A 19,036-nucleotide genomic window follows, 5' to 3' on the forward strand; every position below is an offset into this window, starting at 1 on the left:
GGGCGAGGATCCCGATGACCGAGCGTTCCAAGTGGTTCCGGGTGTTCACCCCCCGTCCGGGGGCCGAGTTCCGGCTGGTCTGCTTCCCGTACGCCGGAGGCTCCGCGAGTGCCTTCCGCGGCTGGGCGAACCTACTGCCGCCGACTATCGAGGTGGTCGCGGTCCAGTACCCGGGGCGGCAGGACCGTTTCGACGAGCCCTGCATGGAGGACATGGCGGAGTTGGCAGACAGGATCGCGTTCGCCGCCACGCACCGGCTGAGGGGCCCGCTGGTGTTCTTCGGACACAGTCTGGGCGCCAGTGTGGCGTACGAGACAGCCCGGCGGCTGGAACGACAGGTGTCGCCGCCCACCGTGGTGCGGCTGTTCGCCTCCGCCCGCTCGGCCCCGGACTCGCCGCGGCGCCGCAACCTCCTGTTCCAGTCCGACGAGCTGCTCATGGACTACGTGCGGGAGCTGGGCGGCTCCGGCGCGGCCGTGCTGGAGGTCGAGGAACTGCGCCGGCTGGCGCTGCCCACACTGCGCAGCGACTTCGCCCTGGCACACGGCTACAGCTACAGTCCGGGCGCGCCGCTGACCTGCCCCATCACCGCCATCGCGGGCGAGCGGGACCCGTCGTTCACACCGGAGGACGCCGAGCTCTGGCGGCGGCACACCGCCGGCGACTTCGACACCCGGGTCATGCCCGGGGACCACTTCTACCTGGAGGAGGCGCCCCAGGACCTGGCCGCGTTCCTCACCGAACAGCTCAGCCCGCCGGTGGCCACCGGTTTCCAGACGAGAGGGATATCGCGATGACCAATCCGTTCGAGGATCTCGACGGCAGCTACTTCGTACTGGCGAACTCCGAGGGAGAGCATTCCCTGTGGCCGTCCTTCGTGGAGATCCCGGCCGGCTGGGACGCCGTATTCGGCGCGTCGGGCCGCCAGGAGTGCCTGGACTACGTGGAGGAGAACTGGACCGACATGCGTCCGGCCAGTCTCCGCCGGGCGATGCCCCAGGCCTGACGGCCCTCCCGCGGGCTCCTCGGGAACTGCCGGAACTGCCACGGCGGTTCCGGCAAACCCATTTCTGCAGATATCTCCGAGGTGAATAGCAGTGTCCAAAGCCCGCGTCGAGCGCCGGCCCCTGTCCCATGCCCAGTCGGGCGTCTGGTATGCCCACCAACTGGACCGAGTGGGAAGCACGTACAACGTTGCCGAATACGTCGACCTGCGCGGTCCGGTGGACCCGGCCCTCTTCGAGGCGGCGTACCGACAGCTGGTCGCCGAGCTGGAGACCCTGCAGACGGTCGCGGTCGTCGACGAGGACGGGCCGCGGCTGCTGCGCGACCCACAGTTCCGGCCGGAGATCACCTACCTTGATCTCACCGATGAGCGCGACCCGGAGGCGGCGTCCCTGGACTGGATCGCCGCCGAGCTCGGTCGCAGCCGCGACCTCACCGCCGGCCCGCTCCACACCTACGCGCTGTTCAAACTGGCCGACAGGCACTACCGGTGGCTCCGCAGCTACCACCACATCCTGATCGACGGGCAAAGCGCCGTGCTGATAGGCCAGCGGCTGGCCCACCTCTACAACGCCCTGGTCCAGAGCGCCGAGTTCCCGGAAACCTTCCTGCTCTCCGACGAGGTGCTGGTGGAAGAGGAGCGGGCGTATCGCACCTCCCCCGAGTTCGCCACGGACCGGCAGTACTGGATCGACAAGCTCGCCGACCGGCCTGCCCCGGTGCGCCTGGAGGGCACCCCCGACCGCTCGGCCGGTCGAGCCGGGGGCCTGCCGTTCCTGCGCCAGAGCGAGTACCTCTCGGCGGAGCGGGTCGACCGGCTCAAGGCGCTGGCGCGCAGCCTGGGCACGCACCCGGCCACGGTGCTCACGGCGATGTCCGTGGTGTACTTCCACCGCGCCTCCGGCGAGCAGGACCTGGTGCTGGGCTTCGCGGTGGGCGCCCGGGTCACCAAGAGCTCGCGCCTGGCGACGGGGTTCGCGTCCAACATCGTGCCGCTGCGGTTCAAGGCGTCACCAGAGTCGACGCTCCGTCACTTCTCTTCGTTGGCAGCCGACGAGCTGCGCGGCGCGCTGAGGCACCAGCGCTACCGGCACGAGGACCTTCGCCGCGACCTCGGCCTGACGGCCGGCGACGAGAGCTTCCTCGGGCCGACGCTCAACATCATGCTGTTCGACCACTCGTACCCGTTCGACGGGATCCCGGCCGAGGTCACCAACGTCGCGCTCGGCCCGCTGGACAGCATCTCGGTCGCCGTCTTCGACCGGGGCGAGCAGGGCTGGCGGTTCGACTTCGACGCCGCCCTGCGAGTGCTGGGCGAGGACGACCTGGCCGCGCACCGCAAGCGGTTCATCACGCTGCTCGGCGAGCTGCTCGACCATCCCGACCGGCCGGTGGGCGAGTTCGGGCTGCTGACCGAACGGGAGCGGCGGCTGGTCCTGGAGGACTGGGCCGGCCGAGCCGTCCCCGAGCCGCAGGGCAGTCTCGTCGAGCTCTTCGAGGCGCAGGCGGCCCGCACCCCGACGGCCGCCGCCGTGGTCGCCGACGGGGCCGAGCTGAGCTACGCGGAGCTGAACGACCGGGCCGACCGGCTGGCCCGGCGGCTGCGGGCGCTCGGCACCGGCCCGGAGGAGGGCGTGGTGATCCTGCTGGAGCGCTCGCCCGAGCTGGTGGTCGCGGTGCTCGCGGTACTCAAGGCGGGCGGCTGCTACGTCCCGCTGGACGTGCGCTACCCGCCGGGGCACCGCAAGCTGATCGCCGCCGAGACCGGCGCCCGGGTGGTGCTGACCGGCCGGACGCTGGCCGCTGAGGCCGACCGGCTGGGCCTGTCCAACCTGCTCGTCGACGAGGAGGTGCCCGACGACGGCTCCGGTCCGGAACTGCCGCCGTCACCCGAGCAGCTGGCCTACGTGATGTACACCTCCGGCTCGACCGGGCAGCCCAAGGGCATCGCTGTGACCCACCGCGACGTCGCCGAGCTGGCCCTGGACGGCCGCTGGGCGGGCGGCGCGCACCAGCGCGTGCTGCTGTACTCCTCCCCCGCCTTCGACGCCGCGACCTACGAGCTGTGGGTGCCGCTGTTGTCCGGCGGCACCGTGGTGGTCGCCCCACCCGGCACGCTGACCCCGGCCGAACTGGAGCGGGTGCTCACCGCGCACCGGGTCACCGCGCTGTGGCTCACCGCCGGCCTCTTCGACCTGGTCGCCGAGGAGTGTCCGACCGCGCTCGCCGGGGTGCGCGAGGTACTGGTGGGCGGCGACGTCGTCCCGCCGGTGGCCGTCGCCCGCGTCCAGGCCGCCTGCCCCGGGACCCAGGTGGTCATCGGCTACGGGCCGACCGAGACCACCACCTTCGCCACCTGCGCCGACCTGCCGGTGCCCGAGGCCGGCGCACCGGCCGCCCGGACGCTGCCCATCGGCCGCCCGCTCGACAACACCAGGGCGCTGGTACTCGACGCCGCCCTGTGCCCGGTCGCCCCCGGAAGGCTCGGCGAACTGTACGTCGCGGGTGCCGGCCTGGCCCGCGGCTACTGGCAGCGCCCCGGCCTCACCGCCGAGCGGTTCGTCGCAGACCCCCACTCGCCCGGCCGGCGGATGTACCGCACCGGCGACCTCGTCCGCTGGAACCACCGGGGCGAGCTGGAGTACGTCGGCCGCGCCGACCAGCAGGTCAAGATCCGCGGCTTCCGGATCGAGCTCGGCGCGATCGAGACCGTCCTCGCCCGGCACGCGACCGTCGCCCAGGCCGCGGTGATCGCCCGCGAGGACCGGCCCGGTGACAAGCGGCTCGTCGCGTACGCCGTGCCCGCGCCCGGCGCCGCCGTCGACCTCGCCGAGCTGCGCGCCTCCATCGCGGCCGAGCTGCCCGAATACATGGTGCCCTCGGCCGTCGTCACCCTGGACACCCTCCCGCTGACCGGCAACGGCAAGGTCGACAAGCGCGCCCTGCCCGCCCCCGACTACACGGGCGAGAACAGCGTCCGCGCCCCCCGCACCCCCGACGAAGAGCTGCTCTGCACCCTCTTCGCCGACGTCCTCGGCCTCCCCCACGTCAACCCCGAGGACTCATTCTTCGACCTCGGCGGGGACTCGCTGAGCGCGACCCGGCTGGTCGGGCGGGTCCGCGCCGTCTTCGACACCGAACTGACGATCCGCGAGCTCTTCGAGACCCCGACCGTCGCCCAGCTGGCGGCCGCCGTGGACCGCTCCCCCGGCGACACCGCCCGCCCGGCGCTGGGTGCTGCCGAGCGCCCCGGGACCGTCCCGCTCTCCTTCGGACAGCAGCGGCTCTGGTTCCTCAACCAGCTCGAAGGCCGGACGGCGACCTACAACGTCCCGATGTGGCTGCGGCTGCGCGGCCCGCTCGACCGGCAGGCCCTCGCCGCGGCCTTCGCCGACCTGGTCGGGCGCCACGAGAGCCTGCGCACCGTCTTCCCGGACGTCGACGGCGTCCCGTCCCAGGTGATCCTGTCGACGGAGGCCGCCACGCCGCGGCTGGACGTGGTCGAGATCCCCGAGGCCGACCTCGCCGCCGCCCTCAAGGCCGCGGCCTCCGAAGGCTTCGACGTGTCGCACGAGACCTCCCTGCGGGCCCGGCTCTTCGCGCTCGCGCCGCAGGACCACGTCCTTCTGCTCGTGCTCCACCACATCTCGGGCGACGGCTGGTCCCTCGCACCGCTCGGTAAGGACCTGGCCACCGCGTACCGTGCCCGCTGCCGGGGCGCCGCGCCGGGCTGGGCACCGCTACCGGTCCAGTACGCCGACTACACCCTGTGGCAGCGGGCCCTGCTGGGTGAGGAGGACGACCCCGACAGTCTGCTGAACCGCCAGATCGCGCACTGGGTCACGGCCCTGGGGGACCTGCCCGAGGAGCTGGACCTGCCCACCGACCGCCCGCGTCCGGCGCAGCCCAGCCACCGCGGCTCGACCGTCCCGATGCGGATCTCCCCCGAGCTCCACGGCAAGCTGCTGGCCTTCGCCCGGGAGATCCGGGCCAGCCCGTTCATGGTCCTCCACGCCGGTCTCGCCGCGCTACTGACCCGGCTCGGCGCGGGTGGCGACGTGCCGATCGGCACGCCGGTCGCCGGGCGGACCGACACCGCGCTCGACGACCTGGTGGGTATGTTCGTGAACACGCTGGTGCTGCGCACCGACACCAGCGGCGACCCCACGTTCCGCGAACTCGTTCACCGGGTCCGGGAGACGGACCTGGCCGCGTACGCGCACCAGGACGTCCCCTTCGAGCGGCTGGTCGACATCGTCAACCCGGTCCGTTCCTCCGCGCGTCACCCGCTGGCGCAGGTGATGCTCTCGCTTCAGAACGTCGCCAGGCCGCGGATCGAACTGCCGGGCATCCAGGTGGAGTCGGGGCCAGTCGAGACCGACGTCGCCAAGTTCGACCTGATCTTCTTCCTCACCGAGCGCCTCACCGAGGACGGCACCGCCGACGGCCTCGACGGCGAACTGGAGTTCACCCTCGACCTCTTCGACCGGGCCACCGCCGAGGCGATCGGCGCCCGGTTCGTCCGGTTGCTCGAAGCCGCCCTGAGCGATCCCGACCGGACCATCGGCGACTTCGAAGTCCTCACCGGACAGGAGCGACGGCTGATCCTGGAGGGCTGGGCCGGCCGTACGGTCCCGATGCCGGGAGGCAACCTCGCCGAACTCTTCGAGGCCCAGGTCGCCCGCACCCCCGACGCCGTCGCCGTCCGCGAGGGGGACCTCCGGCTCACCTACACCGAGCTGAACGACCGGGCGAACCGGCTCGCCCACCGCCTCATCGCCCTTGGCACCGGACCGGAATGCCGCGTCACCGTCCTGCTGGAGCGCTCCGCCGACGTCGTCATCAGCGTCCTCGCCATCGTCAAGGCCGGCGGCGCCTACGTCCCCATCCACACCTCGTACCCACCCGAACGGATGACCTGGCTCACCACCAACACCGGCGCCACCACCCTGGTCACCCACAGCGGCGCCGACACCTGCTGGCTCCCGGACGGCGCCACCGTGCTCCACGCCGACGACCCCACTCTCGCCGAGGAGCCGGCCCACGACCCGGGCGTCCGGGTCCAGCACACCCAACTCGCCTACATCATCCACACCTCGGGCTCCACCGGCCTGCCCAAGGGCGTCGCCGTCACCCACCGGGACGTCATCCAGCTCGCCCACGACACCCACTGGCACGCGGCCCACCACCGTCCGCTGATGCACTCCCCGCACGCCTTCGACGCCTCCACCTACGAGATCTGGGTCCCCCTCCTCAACGGCGGCACCGTCACCGTGGCCCGGCCCGGGACCCTCGACGCCCGGATCCTGCGGGAGACCGTCGCCCAGCACGGCATCACCGCCCTCTTCCTCACCACCGCGCTCTTCAACCTCATCGCCGAGGAGGAGCCGACCGCCTTCTCCGGGCTCCAGGAGGTCCTCACCGGCGGCGAGGCCGCCAACCCCAACGCCATGCAGCGCGTCCTGGCAGGCAACCCCCACCTGGTCGTCGGACACGTCTACGGACCCACCGAGACCACCACCTACGCCACCCACCAGCGCTTGACCGCCGACGGGGGGGTGCCGCAGACCCCGCCGATCGGCACCCCGCTCGACAACACCCGCGCCTATGTCCTCGACGCCCGACTCACCCCCTGCCCGCCCGGCACCACCGGCGAGCTCTACCTCGGCGGTGCGGGCCTGGCTCGCGGCTACTGGCAGCGCCCGGGCCTCACCGCCGAGCGGTTCGTGGCCTGCCCGTTCGGCGCGCCGGGCGAGCGGATGTACCGCACCGGCGACCTCGTCCGCTGGAACCACCAGGGCGAGCTGGAATACCTCGGCCGCGCCGACCAACAAGTGAAGATCCGCGGCTTCCGGATCGAGCTCGGCGAGATCGAGGCCGTACTCGCCCGACACCAGACGGTCGGTCAGGTGACCGTGCTGGCCCGCGAGGACCGCCCCGGCGTCAAGCGACTGGTCGCCTACGCGGTACCCACGCCCACCACCGTCGTCGACCCGGTCGAGCTGCGGACCTTCGCCGCCGCCGAGCTGCCCGAGTTCATGGTGCCCACGGCCGTGGTCGTCCTGGACACACTCCCGCTGACCGGCAACGGCAAGATCGACATACGTGCCCTGCCCGCCCCCGACTACACCGGCGAGAGCGCCGGCCGCGCCCCCCGCACCCCGCGCGAGGACCTGCTAGGCGACGTCTTCCGCGAAGTACTGGGCCTGGAACGAGTCAACCCCGAGGACTCCTTCTTCGACCTCGGCGGCGACAGCATCATGGCGATCCAGCTGGTCTCCCGTGCCCGCCAGGCCAACCTGCTGTTCTCCGCACGCGAGGTCTTCGCCAACCCCTCCGTCGAAGCACTCGCCCGGATCGCCCGCAGTCCCGAGCCGACGACCCCACCCGCGCACGACGACTCCGGCACCGGAGCGCTCCCACTCACCCCGATCATCCGCTGGCTGGCCGACAACGGCGGCGACACCGGCACCTTCAACCAGTCCGTCGTCATCCGCACCCCCGCCGGCCTGACCCTCGAACACCTCACCCAGGCCGTCCAAGCACTCCTCGACCACCACGACGCCCTACGCATGACCATACGAACCGACCCGGACTGGACCCTGGAGATCCAACCCACCAACTCGGTCGCCGCCGCGTCCTGCGTCACCCGCGTCGACGCCGCCGACCTGACCACCGAAGCCCTCGACGACCTCACCACCCACGAAACCACCACCGCCCAACACCGCCTCGCCCCCCACACCGGCACCATGCTCCAAGCCGTCTGGCTCGACCAGGGCCCCCACCAACCCGGACGCCTCCTCCTCATCGCCCACCACCTCGTCATCGACGGCGTCTCCTGGCGCATCCTGCTCCCCGACCTCGCCACCGCCACCGCCGCCCTCCAAGCCGGCCGCCCCATCACCCTCGACCCCGTCGGCACCTCCTTCCGCCGCTGGGCCGAACTCCTCACCGAACAGGCCACCTCCCCACAACGGACCGCCGAACTGCCCTTCTGGCAAAAGACCCTGCAAGACGAGGAACCCCTACTGGGCCGACGCACCCTCGACCCCACCCAGGACACCGCCCGCACCGCCCGACACCTGACCACCACCCTGCCCACCGACACCACCGAAGCCCTCCTCACCACCGTCCCCGCCGCCTTCCACGGACGAGTGAACGACGCCCTGCTCACCGCCCTCGCCCGCGCCACCGCCCACAGGCGACACAGGAACGACCCCGCCCGGTACGCCGGCGTCCTCGTCGACCGCGAAGGCCACGGCCGCGAAGAACCCGACCCGACCGTCGACCTCTCCCGCACCATCGGCTGGTTCACCACCCTCTACCCCGTCCGGATCGATCCCGGACCCTGCGACCGGGAAACCCTCCGCACCGGCGGACCCGCCACCGGCACAGCCCTGAAACGGGTCAAGGAACAACTCCGGCACACCCCCGACAACGGCCTCGGCTTCAGCCTGCTACGCCACCTCAACCCGACCACCGCCGCCACACTGCAACCACTCGCCACCCCCCAGATCGCCTTCAACTACCTGGGCCGAATGGGCACCAGCACACCCCGCGACTGGAACGTCCTGCCAGAGCGCGGCCTGGCAGGCGGCGGCGCGGACCCGAACATGCCGCTCACGCACGCCCTGGAGGTCAACGCGATCACCCACGAACGACCCCACGGCCCCGTCCTCGAAGCCACCTGGTCCTGGCCCGACGGCCTCCTCACCGAGACCGATGTCCACGAACTGACCCAGCTCTGGCAGGACGCCCTGCACGGCCTGGTCACCCACGTCCGCCACGGCAACACCGGCCACACCCCCTCCGACCTACCCCTGGTCGACCTCACCCAGGAGCAGATCGACGCGCTGGAAGACGAGCTCGGCGACGAGTTCGAGACGGACGTTCTCGATGACTGAGAAGGGATCGACGATGAAGAGATCACGGATCGAGGACGTACTTCCTCTCTCGCCGTTGCAGGAGGGGCTGCTCTTCCACGCGCTGCTCGACGAAGACGGAATCGACGTCTACACCGCCCAGCTGGCCTTCGACTTCGAGGGGAAGCTGGACCCGGCGGCCCTGCGCGCGGCCGGCGAGCGGCTGCTCCACCGCCACCCCAACCTGCGGGCCGCCTTCCAGCACGACGGCCTCAAGCGCCCGATCCAGGTCGTGGTGCGCGACGTCCGCCTGCCCTGGACCGAGGCCGACCTGACGGAACTGGGCGAAGCCGAACGCCAGGACGAGGCGGAACGCCTCGCGACAGCGGACCGCACCCGGAAGTTCGATCTCCGCCGTCCCCCACTGCTGCGCCTGCTCCTGCTCAAGCTCGGCGAGGAACATCACCGCCTGGTGCTGACCAACCACCACATCCTGTGGGACGGCTGGTCGATGCCGATCCTGATCACCGAGCTCCTGGAGCTGTACGCCCGGCAGGGCGACGACGCGGGCCTGCCGCAGGTCACCCCGTACCGCAACCACCTGAGCTGGCTCGCCACCCAGGACCTCGACGCGGCCCGCGCCGCCTGGTCGGCCGAACTGGCCGACCTGGAGGGCCCCACCCTGGTCGCACCCGACGTGGCCGACCGGGCCGGCGTACTGCCCCAGCAACGGACCATCGAACTGTCCGAGGAATTCACCACACAGCTCGGCGCACTCGCCCGCCAGTGCTCGGCCACCGTGAGCACGGTCATCCAGGCGGCCTGGGGCATCCTGCTGGCCCGCACCACCGGACGCGACGATGTCGTCTTCGGCGCGACCGTCTCCGGGCGTCCGCCAGAGCTGCCCGGCGTGGAACGGATGGTCGGCCTGTTCATCAACACGCTCCCGGTCCGGGTGCGGCTGCGCACCGACGAGACCGTTCAGGAGTTCCTGACCAGGCTCCAGTGCGGGCAGGCCGAGCTGACCGACCACCACCACCTGGGACTCACCGAGATCCAGCAACTGGCCGGAACCAGCACGCTGTTCGACACCACCACGGTCTTCGAGAGCTACCCGCTGGACCCCTCCGCCTGGCACTCCCCCACCGAGGACCTGCGGCTCGCCGGGGTCCAGGCGGTCGACGCCACCCACTACCCGCTCACCCTTGCCGCGATCCCTGGCCCCCGGCTCGTGCTTCGGCTCGCCTACCGCACCGACGCCTTCACCACCGAGCAGGCCGAGCAGCACCTCAGCCGCCTGCGGCGACTGCTCCAGGCGATGGCGGAGCAGCCCGAACGCCCCTCGCACACGGTCGGGTTCCTCACCCCGCAGGAACGCCACCAGCTCCTGGTCGAGTGGAACGGCACGCCTGCAGGCAGCGCCGAGGGCACCATCCCCGAGCTGTTCGAGGCCCGGGTCGCGCAGACACCGGACGCCGTCGCCGTGGTCTTCGAAGGAACCACGCTGACCTACGCCGAACTGAACGCCCGGGCGAACCGCCTGGCTCACCACCTGATCACCGCCGGGGTCGAGCCCGAGCAGTTCGTCGCCCTGGCCCTGCCGCGGTCGGCGGAGCTGGTGACCGCCGTGCTCGCGGTCCAGAAGGCGGGCGCCGCCTATCTGCCGATCGACCCCAACTACCCGGCCGAGCGCCTGGAGTACATGCTCCGGGACGCCGGGCCGAGCTGTGTGCTCACCACCTCCGAGGCCGTCGCCGCGGTCACCGGGGACGCGCCGCGGGTGCTGCTGGACGACCCCGCCACCGCGGCGGCGATCGCCGCGCGCCTGGCGACCGACCCGACCGACGCGGACCGCCGCCGACCGCTGCGCGACACCAACCCGGCGTACATGATCTACACCTCGGGCTCGACCGGCCTCCCCAAGGGCGTGGTGATCCCGCACCGGAACGTGGTCCGGCTGATGACCGAGACGGAGCACTGGTTCGCCTTCGGCCCCGACGACACGTGGACGCTCTTCCACTCCTACGCCTTCGACTTCTCGGTGTGGGAGTTGTGGGGCCCGCTGTTGTACGGCGGCCGGCTGGTCGTCGTACCGCACGCGGTCTCCCGCTCACCGGAAGACTTCCTCGCCCTGCTGGTCGAGCAGCGGGTGACTGTGCTCAGCCAGACACCGTCCGCGTTCTACCAGCTGATGGAGGCCGAGGCGGCGAACCCGGAGCTCGGCTCGCAACTGGCGCTGCGCTACGTCGTCTTCGGCGGCGAGGCACTCGACCTCGGCCGGCTGCGCAGTTGGTACCTGCGGCACGACGACCGGGCGCCGGTCCTGGTCAACATGTACGGAATCACCGAGACCACAGTCCACGTCACCTACCTGCCGCTGGACCGCGAGGCAGCGGAGCGCGACCGGGGCAGCCTGATCGGCGTCCCGATCCCCGATCTCCGGGCCTACGTCCTGGACGCCCGGCTGGAGCTGTGCGCGCCGGGGGTGGTCGGTGAACTGTACGTCGGCGGTGCGGGCCTGGCTCGCGGCTACTGGCAGCGCCCGGGCCTCACCGCCGAGCGGTTCGTGGCCTGCCCGTTCGGCGCGCCGGGCGAGCGGATGTACCGCACCGGCGACCTCGTCCGCTGGAACCACCAGGGCGAGCTGGAATACCTCGGCCGCGCCGACCAACAAGTGAAGATCCGCGGCTTCCGGATCGAGCTCGGCGAGATCGAGGCCGTACTCGCCCGACACCAGACGGTCGGTCAGGTGACCGTGCTGGCCCGCGAGGACCGCCCCGGCGTCAAGCGACTGGTCGCCTACGCGGTACCCACGCCCACCACCGTCGTCGACCCGGTCGAGCTGCGGACCTTCGCCGCCGCCGAGCTGCCCGAGTTCATGGTGCCCACGGCCGTGGTCGTCCTGGACACACTCCCGCTGACCGGCAACGGCAAGATCGACAAACGTGCCCTGCCCGCCCCCGACTACACCGGCGAGAGCGCCGGCCGCGCCCCCCGCACCCCGCGCGAGGACCTGCTAGGCGACGTCTTCCGCGAAGTACTGGGCCTGGAACGAGTCAACCCCGAGGACTCCTTCTTCGACCTCGGCGGCGACAGCATCATGGCGATCCAGCTGGTCTCCCGTGCCCGCCAGGCCAACCTGCTGTTCTCCGCACGCGAGGTCTTCGCCAACCCCTCCGTCGAAGCACTCGCCCGGATCGCCCGCAGTCCCGAGCCGACGACCCCACCCGCGCACGACGACTCCGGCACCGGAGCGCTCCCACTCACCCCGATCATCCGCTGGCTGGCCGACAACGGCGGCGACACCGGCACCTTCAACCAGTCCGTCGTCATCCGCACCCCCGCCGGCCTGACCCTCGAACACCTCACCCAGGCCGTCCAAGCACTCCTCGACCACCACGACGCCCTACGCATGACCATACGAACCGACCCGGACTGGACCCTGGAGATCCAACCCACCAACTCGGTCGCCGCCGCGTCCTGCGTCACCCGCGTCGACGCCGCCGACCTGACCACCGAAGCCCTCGACGACCTCACCACCCACGAAACCACCACCGCCCAACACCGCCTCGCCCCCCACACCGGCACCATGCTCCAAGCCGTCTGGCTCGACCAGGGCCCCCACCAACCCGGACGCCTCCTCCTCATCGCCCACCACCTCGTCATCGACGGCGTCTCCTGGCGCATCCTGCTCCCCGACCTCGCCACCGCCACCGCCGCCCTCCAAGCCGGCCGCCCCATCACCCTCGACCCCGTCGGCACCTCCTTCCGCCGCTGGGCCGAACTCCTCACCGAACAGGCCACCTCCCCACAACGGACCGCCGAACTGCCCTTCTGGCAAAAGACCCTGCAAGACGAGGAACCCCTACTGGGCCGACGCACCCTCGACCCCACCAAGGACACCGCCCGCACCGCACGACACCACACCACCACCCTGCCCAACGACACCACCGAAGCCCTCCTCACCACCGTCCCCGCCGCCTTCCACGGACGAGTGAACGACGCCCTGCTCACCGCCCTCGCCCTCGCCACCTCCCACTGGCGAAACAGGAACGACCCCGCCCGGAACACCGGCATCCTCATCGACCTCGAAGGCCACGGCCGCGAAGAACCCGACCCGACCGTCGACCTCTCCCGCACCATCGGCTGGTTCACCACCCTCTACCCCGTCCGGATCGATCCCGGACCCTGCGACCCGGAAACCCACCGCACCGGCGGACCCGCCACCGGCTCAGCCCTGAAACGGGTCAAGGAACAACTCCGGCACACCCCCGACAACGGCCTCGGCTTCAGCCTGCTACGCCACCTCAACCCGACCACCGCCGCCACACTGCAACCACTCGCCACCCCCCAGATCGCCTTCAACTACCTGGGCCGAATGGGCACCAGCACACCCCGCGACTGGAACGTCCTGCCAGAGCGCGGCCTGGCAGGCGGCGGCGCGGACCCGAACATGCCGCTCACGCACGCCCTGGAGGTCAACGCGATCACCCACGAACGACCCCACGGCCCCGTCCTCGAAGCCACCTGGTCCTGGCCCGACGGCCTCCTCACCGAGACCGATGTCCACGAACTGACCCAGCTCTGGCAGGACGCCCTGCACGGCCTGGTCACCCACGTCCGCCACGGCAACACCGGCCACACCCCCTCCGACCTACCCCTGGTCGACCTCACCCAGGACGAACTGGACGTGTACGAGGCCACCTACCCCGGCCTGGAGGACGTGCTGCCGCTCTCCCCGCTACAGGAGGGCTTCCTCTTCCACTCCCTGCTGGATGAGCGCGACACCGACGTCTACACGGCCCAGGTGGCGTTCGACTTCGAGGGGAAGCTGGACGCGGCGGCGCTGCGGCTGGCTACGGAGCGGCTGCTCCACCGCCACCCCAACCTGCGGGCCGCCTTCCAGCACGACGGCCTCAAGCGCCCGGTCCAGCTGATTCTCCGCGATCTCCCACTACCTTGGACCGAGGCCGACCTGACGGAGCTGCGCGAGGGCGAGCGTCAGGGCGAGGTCGAACGGCTCGCTGCCCGGGCCCGCGACCGCGGCTTCGACCTCCGCCGACCACCGCTGCTCTCCTTCCTGCTGGTCAAACTCGCCCCGGAGCGGCACCGGCTCGTCCTGACCAACCACCACATCCTGTGGGACGGCTGGTCCTCAGCCGTCCTGTTCAGCGAACTGCTGGAGCTGTACGCCCGGCAGGGCGACGACGCGGGCCTGCCGCAGGTCACCCCGTACCGCAACTACCTGAGCTGGCTCGCCACCCAGGACCTCGACGCGGCCCGCGCCGCCTGGTCGGCCGAGCTGGCCGACCTGGAGGGCCCCACCCTGGTCGCACCCGACGTGGCCTACCGGGCCGGCGTACTGCCCGAACTGCTCGTCGCCGAGCTGCCGGAGGACGTCACCACCCGGCTCACCGAGCGGGCCCGCCAGTGCGAGGCCACGCTCAGCACGGTCGTCCAAGCGGCCTGGGGCATCCTGCTGGCCCGCACCACCTCGCGGGAGGACGTGGTCTTCGGGACCACCGTCTCCGGGCGCCCCCCAGAGGTCCCCGGCATCGAGAAGATGGTCGGTCTCCTGATAAACACCCTGCCGGTCCGGGTCCGGCTCCAGTCGGACGAGACCATCGCCCGACTGCTGGCCCGGGTCCAGGAGCAGCAGACCCAACTGATCGACCACCACTACCTGGGGCTCACCGAGATCCAGCAACTGGCCGGGACCAGAACGCTGTTCGACACCACCACGGTCTTCGAGAGCTACCCGCTGGACGCCTCCGGCTGGCACTCCCCCACCGAGGGCCTGCGGCTCGCCGGGGTCCAGGCGGTCGACGCCACCCACTACCCGCTCGCCCTGTCGGTGATCCCCGGCGCCCGGCTCACCCTGCGGCTCGGCTACCGCACCGACGCCTTCTCCGCGGAGGACGCCGGCCTCTGGCTCTCCCGGCTCGAAGGCCTGCTGTGCACCATCGCCGACCAACCGGAGCTGGGCGTCGGCCAGGTCAACATCCTCACCCCGCAGGAGCGCCACCAGCTCCTGGTCGAGTGGGGCGGCTACGGCGCCTGACGCACCGACCCGGAGCCGAGCCCCCGGGGTGGTGCGTAAGGCGCCCGATATAGCGCTCATATAGCCGGAGTATGCCGACCGGCGGAGCCGCGCTGGTGAGCTAGTCCGTGCAACCGTGCCGGCCCCTGCCCGGCCGCCCGTTCCCAAGACATTCGGAGTACTTCACCATGGCCGACACACAGACCTCTGGGCCCACCTACCGGGTCGTCCTCAACGAGGAGGAGCAGTACTCGATCTGGTGGGCCGACCGCGACCTGCCGGCCGGCTGGACCGCCGAGGGCACCGTGGGATCCGAGGAGGAGTGCCTGGCGCGCATCGACTCCGTGTGGACCGACATGCGTCCGCTGAGCCTGCGCCGCCGGATGGAGGAGGCCGCCAGGGCAGCCGCCGAGTAGCACCCGTCACCTGTCTTCCACCGCCACCGCCGCTCACCACACAAAGGATGTAGATGTCCAGCCAGCCGCAGCCGAGCGCCCCTGTCGGCGAGTCCTCGCTCACCTACGCGCTGATCGCCGACCAAGCCTCGGCTGCGCCGGACGCCGTGGCAGTCAGCGCCGACGGGGGTGACCTGAGCTACGGCGAACTGGAGGCGCGCTCCAACCAGCTGGCGCACTTCCTGGTCGCCCACGGCGCCGCCCCGGAACGGCTGGTCGGCGTCTGCATGCAGCGCGGCACCGACCTGCTGGTCACACTGCTCGCGGTGTGGAAGGCCGGCGCCGCGTACGTGCCGCTCGACGCCCACCACCCGCACAGCCGCACGGCGTGGGTCCTTGAGAACACCGGGGCCGACCTGGTGGTCGCCGACCGTCGGTCGGCGGAGGCGGTGAACCGGCCCGGCGTCCGTACCCTGGTGCTCGACGACCTGCGCGAGGAGATCGCGAGCCAGCCGCAGAACGCCCCAGCCGCCGAGGTGGCCCCGGGCAACGCCGCGTACGTGATGTACACCTCCGGCTCTACCGGGCGCCCCAAGGGCGTCGTGATCAGCCACACCGGCATCGCCAACATCACCCGCCGCACCGCCGAGGTGCACCGGATCGCCGCCGGTGACCGGGTGCTGCAGAAGACCACACTCACCTTCGACGCCTCCGCCCTGGAGCTGTTCGCCCCGCTGATCGGCGGCGCGACCGTGGTGATGGCGCCCACCGGGGTGGAGTCGGATCCGGCCGCGATGGTCCGCGCCGTCGCGGAGAACCGCATCACCGTCCTCCAGGTGGTCCCCTCGGTCCTGCGACTGCTGGTCGAGGAACCCGGCTGGCAGGACTGCACCTCGCTGCGCCTGCTGCTGTCGGCCGGCGAGCCGCTGCACGCCGAGCTGGTCCAGCGGGCGCGCCGGCAGACCGAGCTGGAGGTCTGGAACGGCTACGGCCCCACCGAGTGCTCCATCAACGCGACCGAGCACCTCTTCGACGGTTCGCAGACCTCGGGCCCGATCCCGATCGGCCGCCCCATCAAGGGCACCCAGGTCCTGGTCCTCGACCCGACCTTCGTACCGGTGCCGGTCGGCGTGGTGGGCGAGCTGTTCCTCGGTGGCGCGGGCGTCGCCCGTGGCTACCTGAGCCGGCCGGGCCTCACCGCCGAGCGGTTCGTCCCGGACCCGTACGGCAAACCCGGCACCCGCCTCTACCGCACCGGCGACCTGGTCCGCTGGCGCCCCGACGGCACGCTGGAGTACGTCGACCGCACCGACCACCAGGTCAAGATCAACGGCGTCCGGATCGAGCCGGGCGAGATCGAGAACGCACTCGCCGCGCACCCCGCGGTCCAGGCCGCAGTGATCACCTACTTCCGCGGCACTGCGGGCTACCTGCTCGCCGCCTACGTACGGGGCGAGGACGACATCTCCCACGACGAGCTGCGCGCGTTCCTGCGCGAGCGGCTCCCGACCACCCACGTCCCCTCGGTCTTCGTCCGGGTTGCGGAGTTCCCGCTGACCGCCAACGGCAAGGTCGACCGGGCCGCCCTCCCCTCCCCCGACTCGGTCACCGAACCGGCCCAGAAGGAGCGGGTCGCCCCACGCACCGCCGCCGAACGCCAGGTCGCCCGAGCCTGGGCCGCCGTCCTCGGCACCGAGCCGCTCAGCGTGGACGACGACATCTTCCGGCTCGGGGTCTCCTCCCTACAGCTGACCATGCTGGCCAACCAACTGCGCGCCGCCTCCGGCCAGGACATCCCGCTGCGCGCCCTGTTCGGCGCTGGCACCGTCGAGTCGCAGGCCCAGCTGCTCGCGCCCGGCGGCGCCCCGTCCGACCCGGTCCTGCCGATCGGCCGGGACGGCGCCCTCCCGCTCTCCTTCGGCCAGCGCCGGCTCTGGTTCCTGGACAAGATGGAACCGCAGAACCCCGAGTGGGTGACCGGTCTGTGGCTGCGCGTCCCCGAGGGCGCAGTCACCGAGGACGTGCGGCAGGCCGTCGACACCGTGGTCGACCGGCACGAGATCCTGCGCACCACGTACACCGCGGTGGACGGCGAGCCCGTCCAGATCCCGGCCACCGCCGCCACGGTGCCCGTCCGGATCCGCGAGACCCGCCGCGAGGAGCTCACCGCGCTGCTGCGCGAGGAGCTGGGCCGGGGCTTCGACCTGACCAGCGGCCCGGTCATCCGGGCCGTGCTCGTCCGGCTCCCCGACCAGCCCGCCGGCCTGCTGGTGACGGTCCACCACATCGCCTTCGACGGCTGGTCCGCCGGCATCCTGGAGCGCGAGCTGCGCACCCTACTGACCGACCGCGCCGCCGGCCGCGGCTCGGAGCTGCCCGAGCTCACCGTCCAGTACGCCGACTACGCGACCTGGGAGGAGGAGCAGCTCACCGACGAGGTCGTCAAGCACGAACTCGATTACTGGCACTCGGTGCTGGACGACCTGACCGCCCTCGAACTGCCGCTGGACCGGGTCCGCCCGACCGTGCGCTCCGCGGCCGGCGACACCGTCCCCTTCGCCGTCCCCGCCCCGGTCGCCAAAACCCTCCTCGGCATCGGCCGACAGCAGGGCGCGACCCCGTTCATGACGCTGCTGACCGCCTTCGCCACCCTGCTCAGCCGCTACAGCGGCCAGTGGGACGTCCCGGTCGGCACGCCGGTGACCTCCCGCAACCGTCCCGAACTCGAAGGCATGGTCGGCTTCTTCCTCAACAGCCTGGTGCTGCGCTGCCGGCTGGAGGGCGACCTCAGCTACATCGAGGCCGTCACCCGGCTGCGCGACACCTGCCGGGAGGCATTCGCCCACAACCAGCTGCCGTTCGAGCGGCTGGTGGACGAGCTCGCGACGGACCGCGACATGTCCCGCACCCCTCTCTACCAGGTCGCCTTCGACCTGCACGACGAACTCTTCGGCGAGGCCCCGCGATCCGAGGACGGTGCCGACGACCTGACCTCGATCCAGGAAGCCCTGACCATCGCCAAGACCGACCTGACCCTCTACATGAAGCGTCAGGCCGACGGCTCACTGGCCGGCACCTTCGAGTACGCGACCTCGCTCCTGGACCGCTCGACCGTCGAGCGGATGGCCGACGGCTTCGTCCGCCTGCTGGAGTCCTTCGCCACCGACCCGCGCGGCCGGCTGGACGCCGTCTCGCTGGTGTCGCGTGGGGAGTTGGTGTCGTTCGAGGGCTGGAACGCGACGGCCCGGCCGGGGGGTGGGGAGGTGAGCGTGCCCGAGCTGATCGAGCGCCAGGCCGCGCTCACCCCGGACGCGGTCGCCGTGGCCGCCGCCGGCACCACCCTGTCCTACTCCGGCCTGGAGGAACACGCGAACCGCGTCGCACACCTGCTCACCGGCCTCGGTATCGGCCCCGAATCCGTCGTCGGCGTCCTCCTGGACCGCGGCGCGGACCTGTCCGCCGCCCTGCTCGGCACCTGGAAAGCCGGCGCCGCCTACCTCCCCCTGGACCCCACCCACCCCGACGAACGCCTGACCGCCATGCTCCAGGACGCCGGCGCCCGCGTCGTCCTCACCCACACCCACCACCACGACCGCTTCGACCCCACGGCCGGCCCACGGGTCATCCGCCTCGACACCCACGACAACGGCCTGACCGACCTGCCCACCACGACGCCGAACCTCGTCCACGACCCGGACCGGCCGGCCTACGTCATCTACACCTCAGGCTCCACC

General features: G+C 71.6%; 6 protein-coding genes. All 6 read left to right on the forward strand.

Translation table 11 applies throughout. The features are described 5' to 3' along the window. Positions 1-14: 14 nt before the first annotated feature. Positions 15-797, forward strand: coding sequence for a thioesterase II family protein (locus ACFXHB_RS37470; RefSeq protein WP_380580312.1), 783 nt, complete (start codon positions 15-17; stop codon positions 795-797). Continuing rightward, positions 794-1,006 carry an MbtH family protein gene (locus tag ACFXHB_RS37475; protein ID WP_380580314.1) on the forward strand — a complete coding sequence of 71 codons (213 nt, stop codon included), beginning with the start codon at positions 794-796 and terminating at the stop codon, positions 1,004-1,006. Before ACFXHB_RS37470 ends, ACFXHB_RS37475 begins: the two co-directional genes overlap by 4 nt. Before the next feature lie 91 nt (positions 1,007-1,097). Further along, positions 1,098-8,909, forward strand: coding sequence for an amino acid adenylation domain-containing protein (locus tag ACFXHB_RS37480; protein ID WP_380580316.1), 7,812 nt, complete (start codon positions 1,098-1,100; stop codon positions 8,907-8,909). A gap of 13 nt (positions 8,910-8,922) precedes the next feature. Beyond that, positions 8,923-14,928, forward strand: a complete 6,006-nt coding sequence (locus ACFXHB_RS37485; RefSeq protein WP_380580318.1) for an amino acid adenylation domain-containing protein — start codon at positions 8,923-8,925, stop codon at positions 14,926-14,928. A 167-nt stretch (positions 14,929-15,095) separates the two neighbouring features. After that, positions 15,096-15,323, forward strand: coding sequence for an MbtH family protein (locus ACFXHB_RS37490; RefSeq protein WP_380580320.1), 228 nt, complete (start codon positions 15,096-15,098; stop codon positions 15,321-15,323). Between the two features lie 53 nt (positions 15,324-15,376). After that, the coding region (locus ACFXHB_RS37495; protein WP_380580322.1) for an amino acid adenylation domain-containing protein at positions 15,377-19,036 on the forward strand (3,660 nt) is incomplete at its 3' end.

This window comes from Kitasatospora sp. NPDC059327 (genome assembly GCF_042752535.1).
Classification (GTDB): Bacteria; Actinomycetota; Actinomycetes; order Streptomycetales; family Streptomycetaceae; genus Kitasatospora.

Bases quoted from the DNA above. Each gene is read 5' to 3' on its own strand.
- ACFXHB_RS37470 (WP_380580312.1), top strand. From the start codon at position 15: ATGACCGAGCGTTCCAAGTGGTTCCGGGTGTTCACCCCCCGTCCGGGG.
- ACFXHB_RS37490 (WP_380580320.1), top strand. From the start codon at position 15,096: ATGGCCGACACACAGACCTCTGGGCCCACCTACCGGGTCGTCCTCAAC.
- ACFXHB_RS37475 (WP_380580314.1), top strand. From the start codon at position 794: ATGACCAATCCGTTCGAGGATCTCGACGGCAGCTACTTCGTACTGGCG.
- ACFXHB_RS37485 (WP_380580318.1), top strand. From the start codon at position 8,923: ATGAAGAGATCACGGATCGAGGACGTACTTCCTCTCTCGCCGTTGCAG.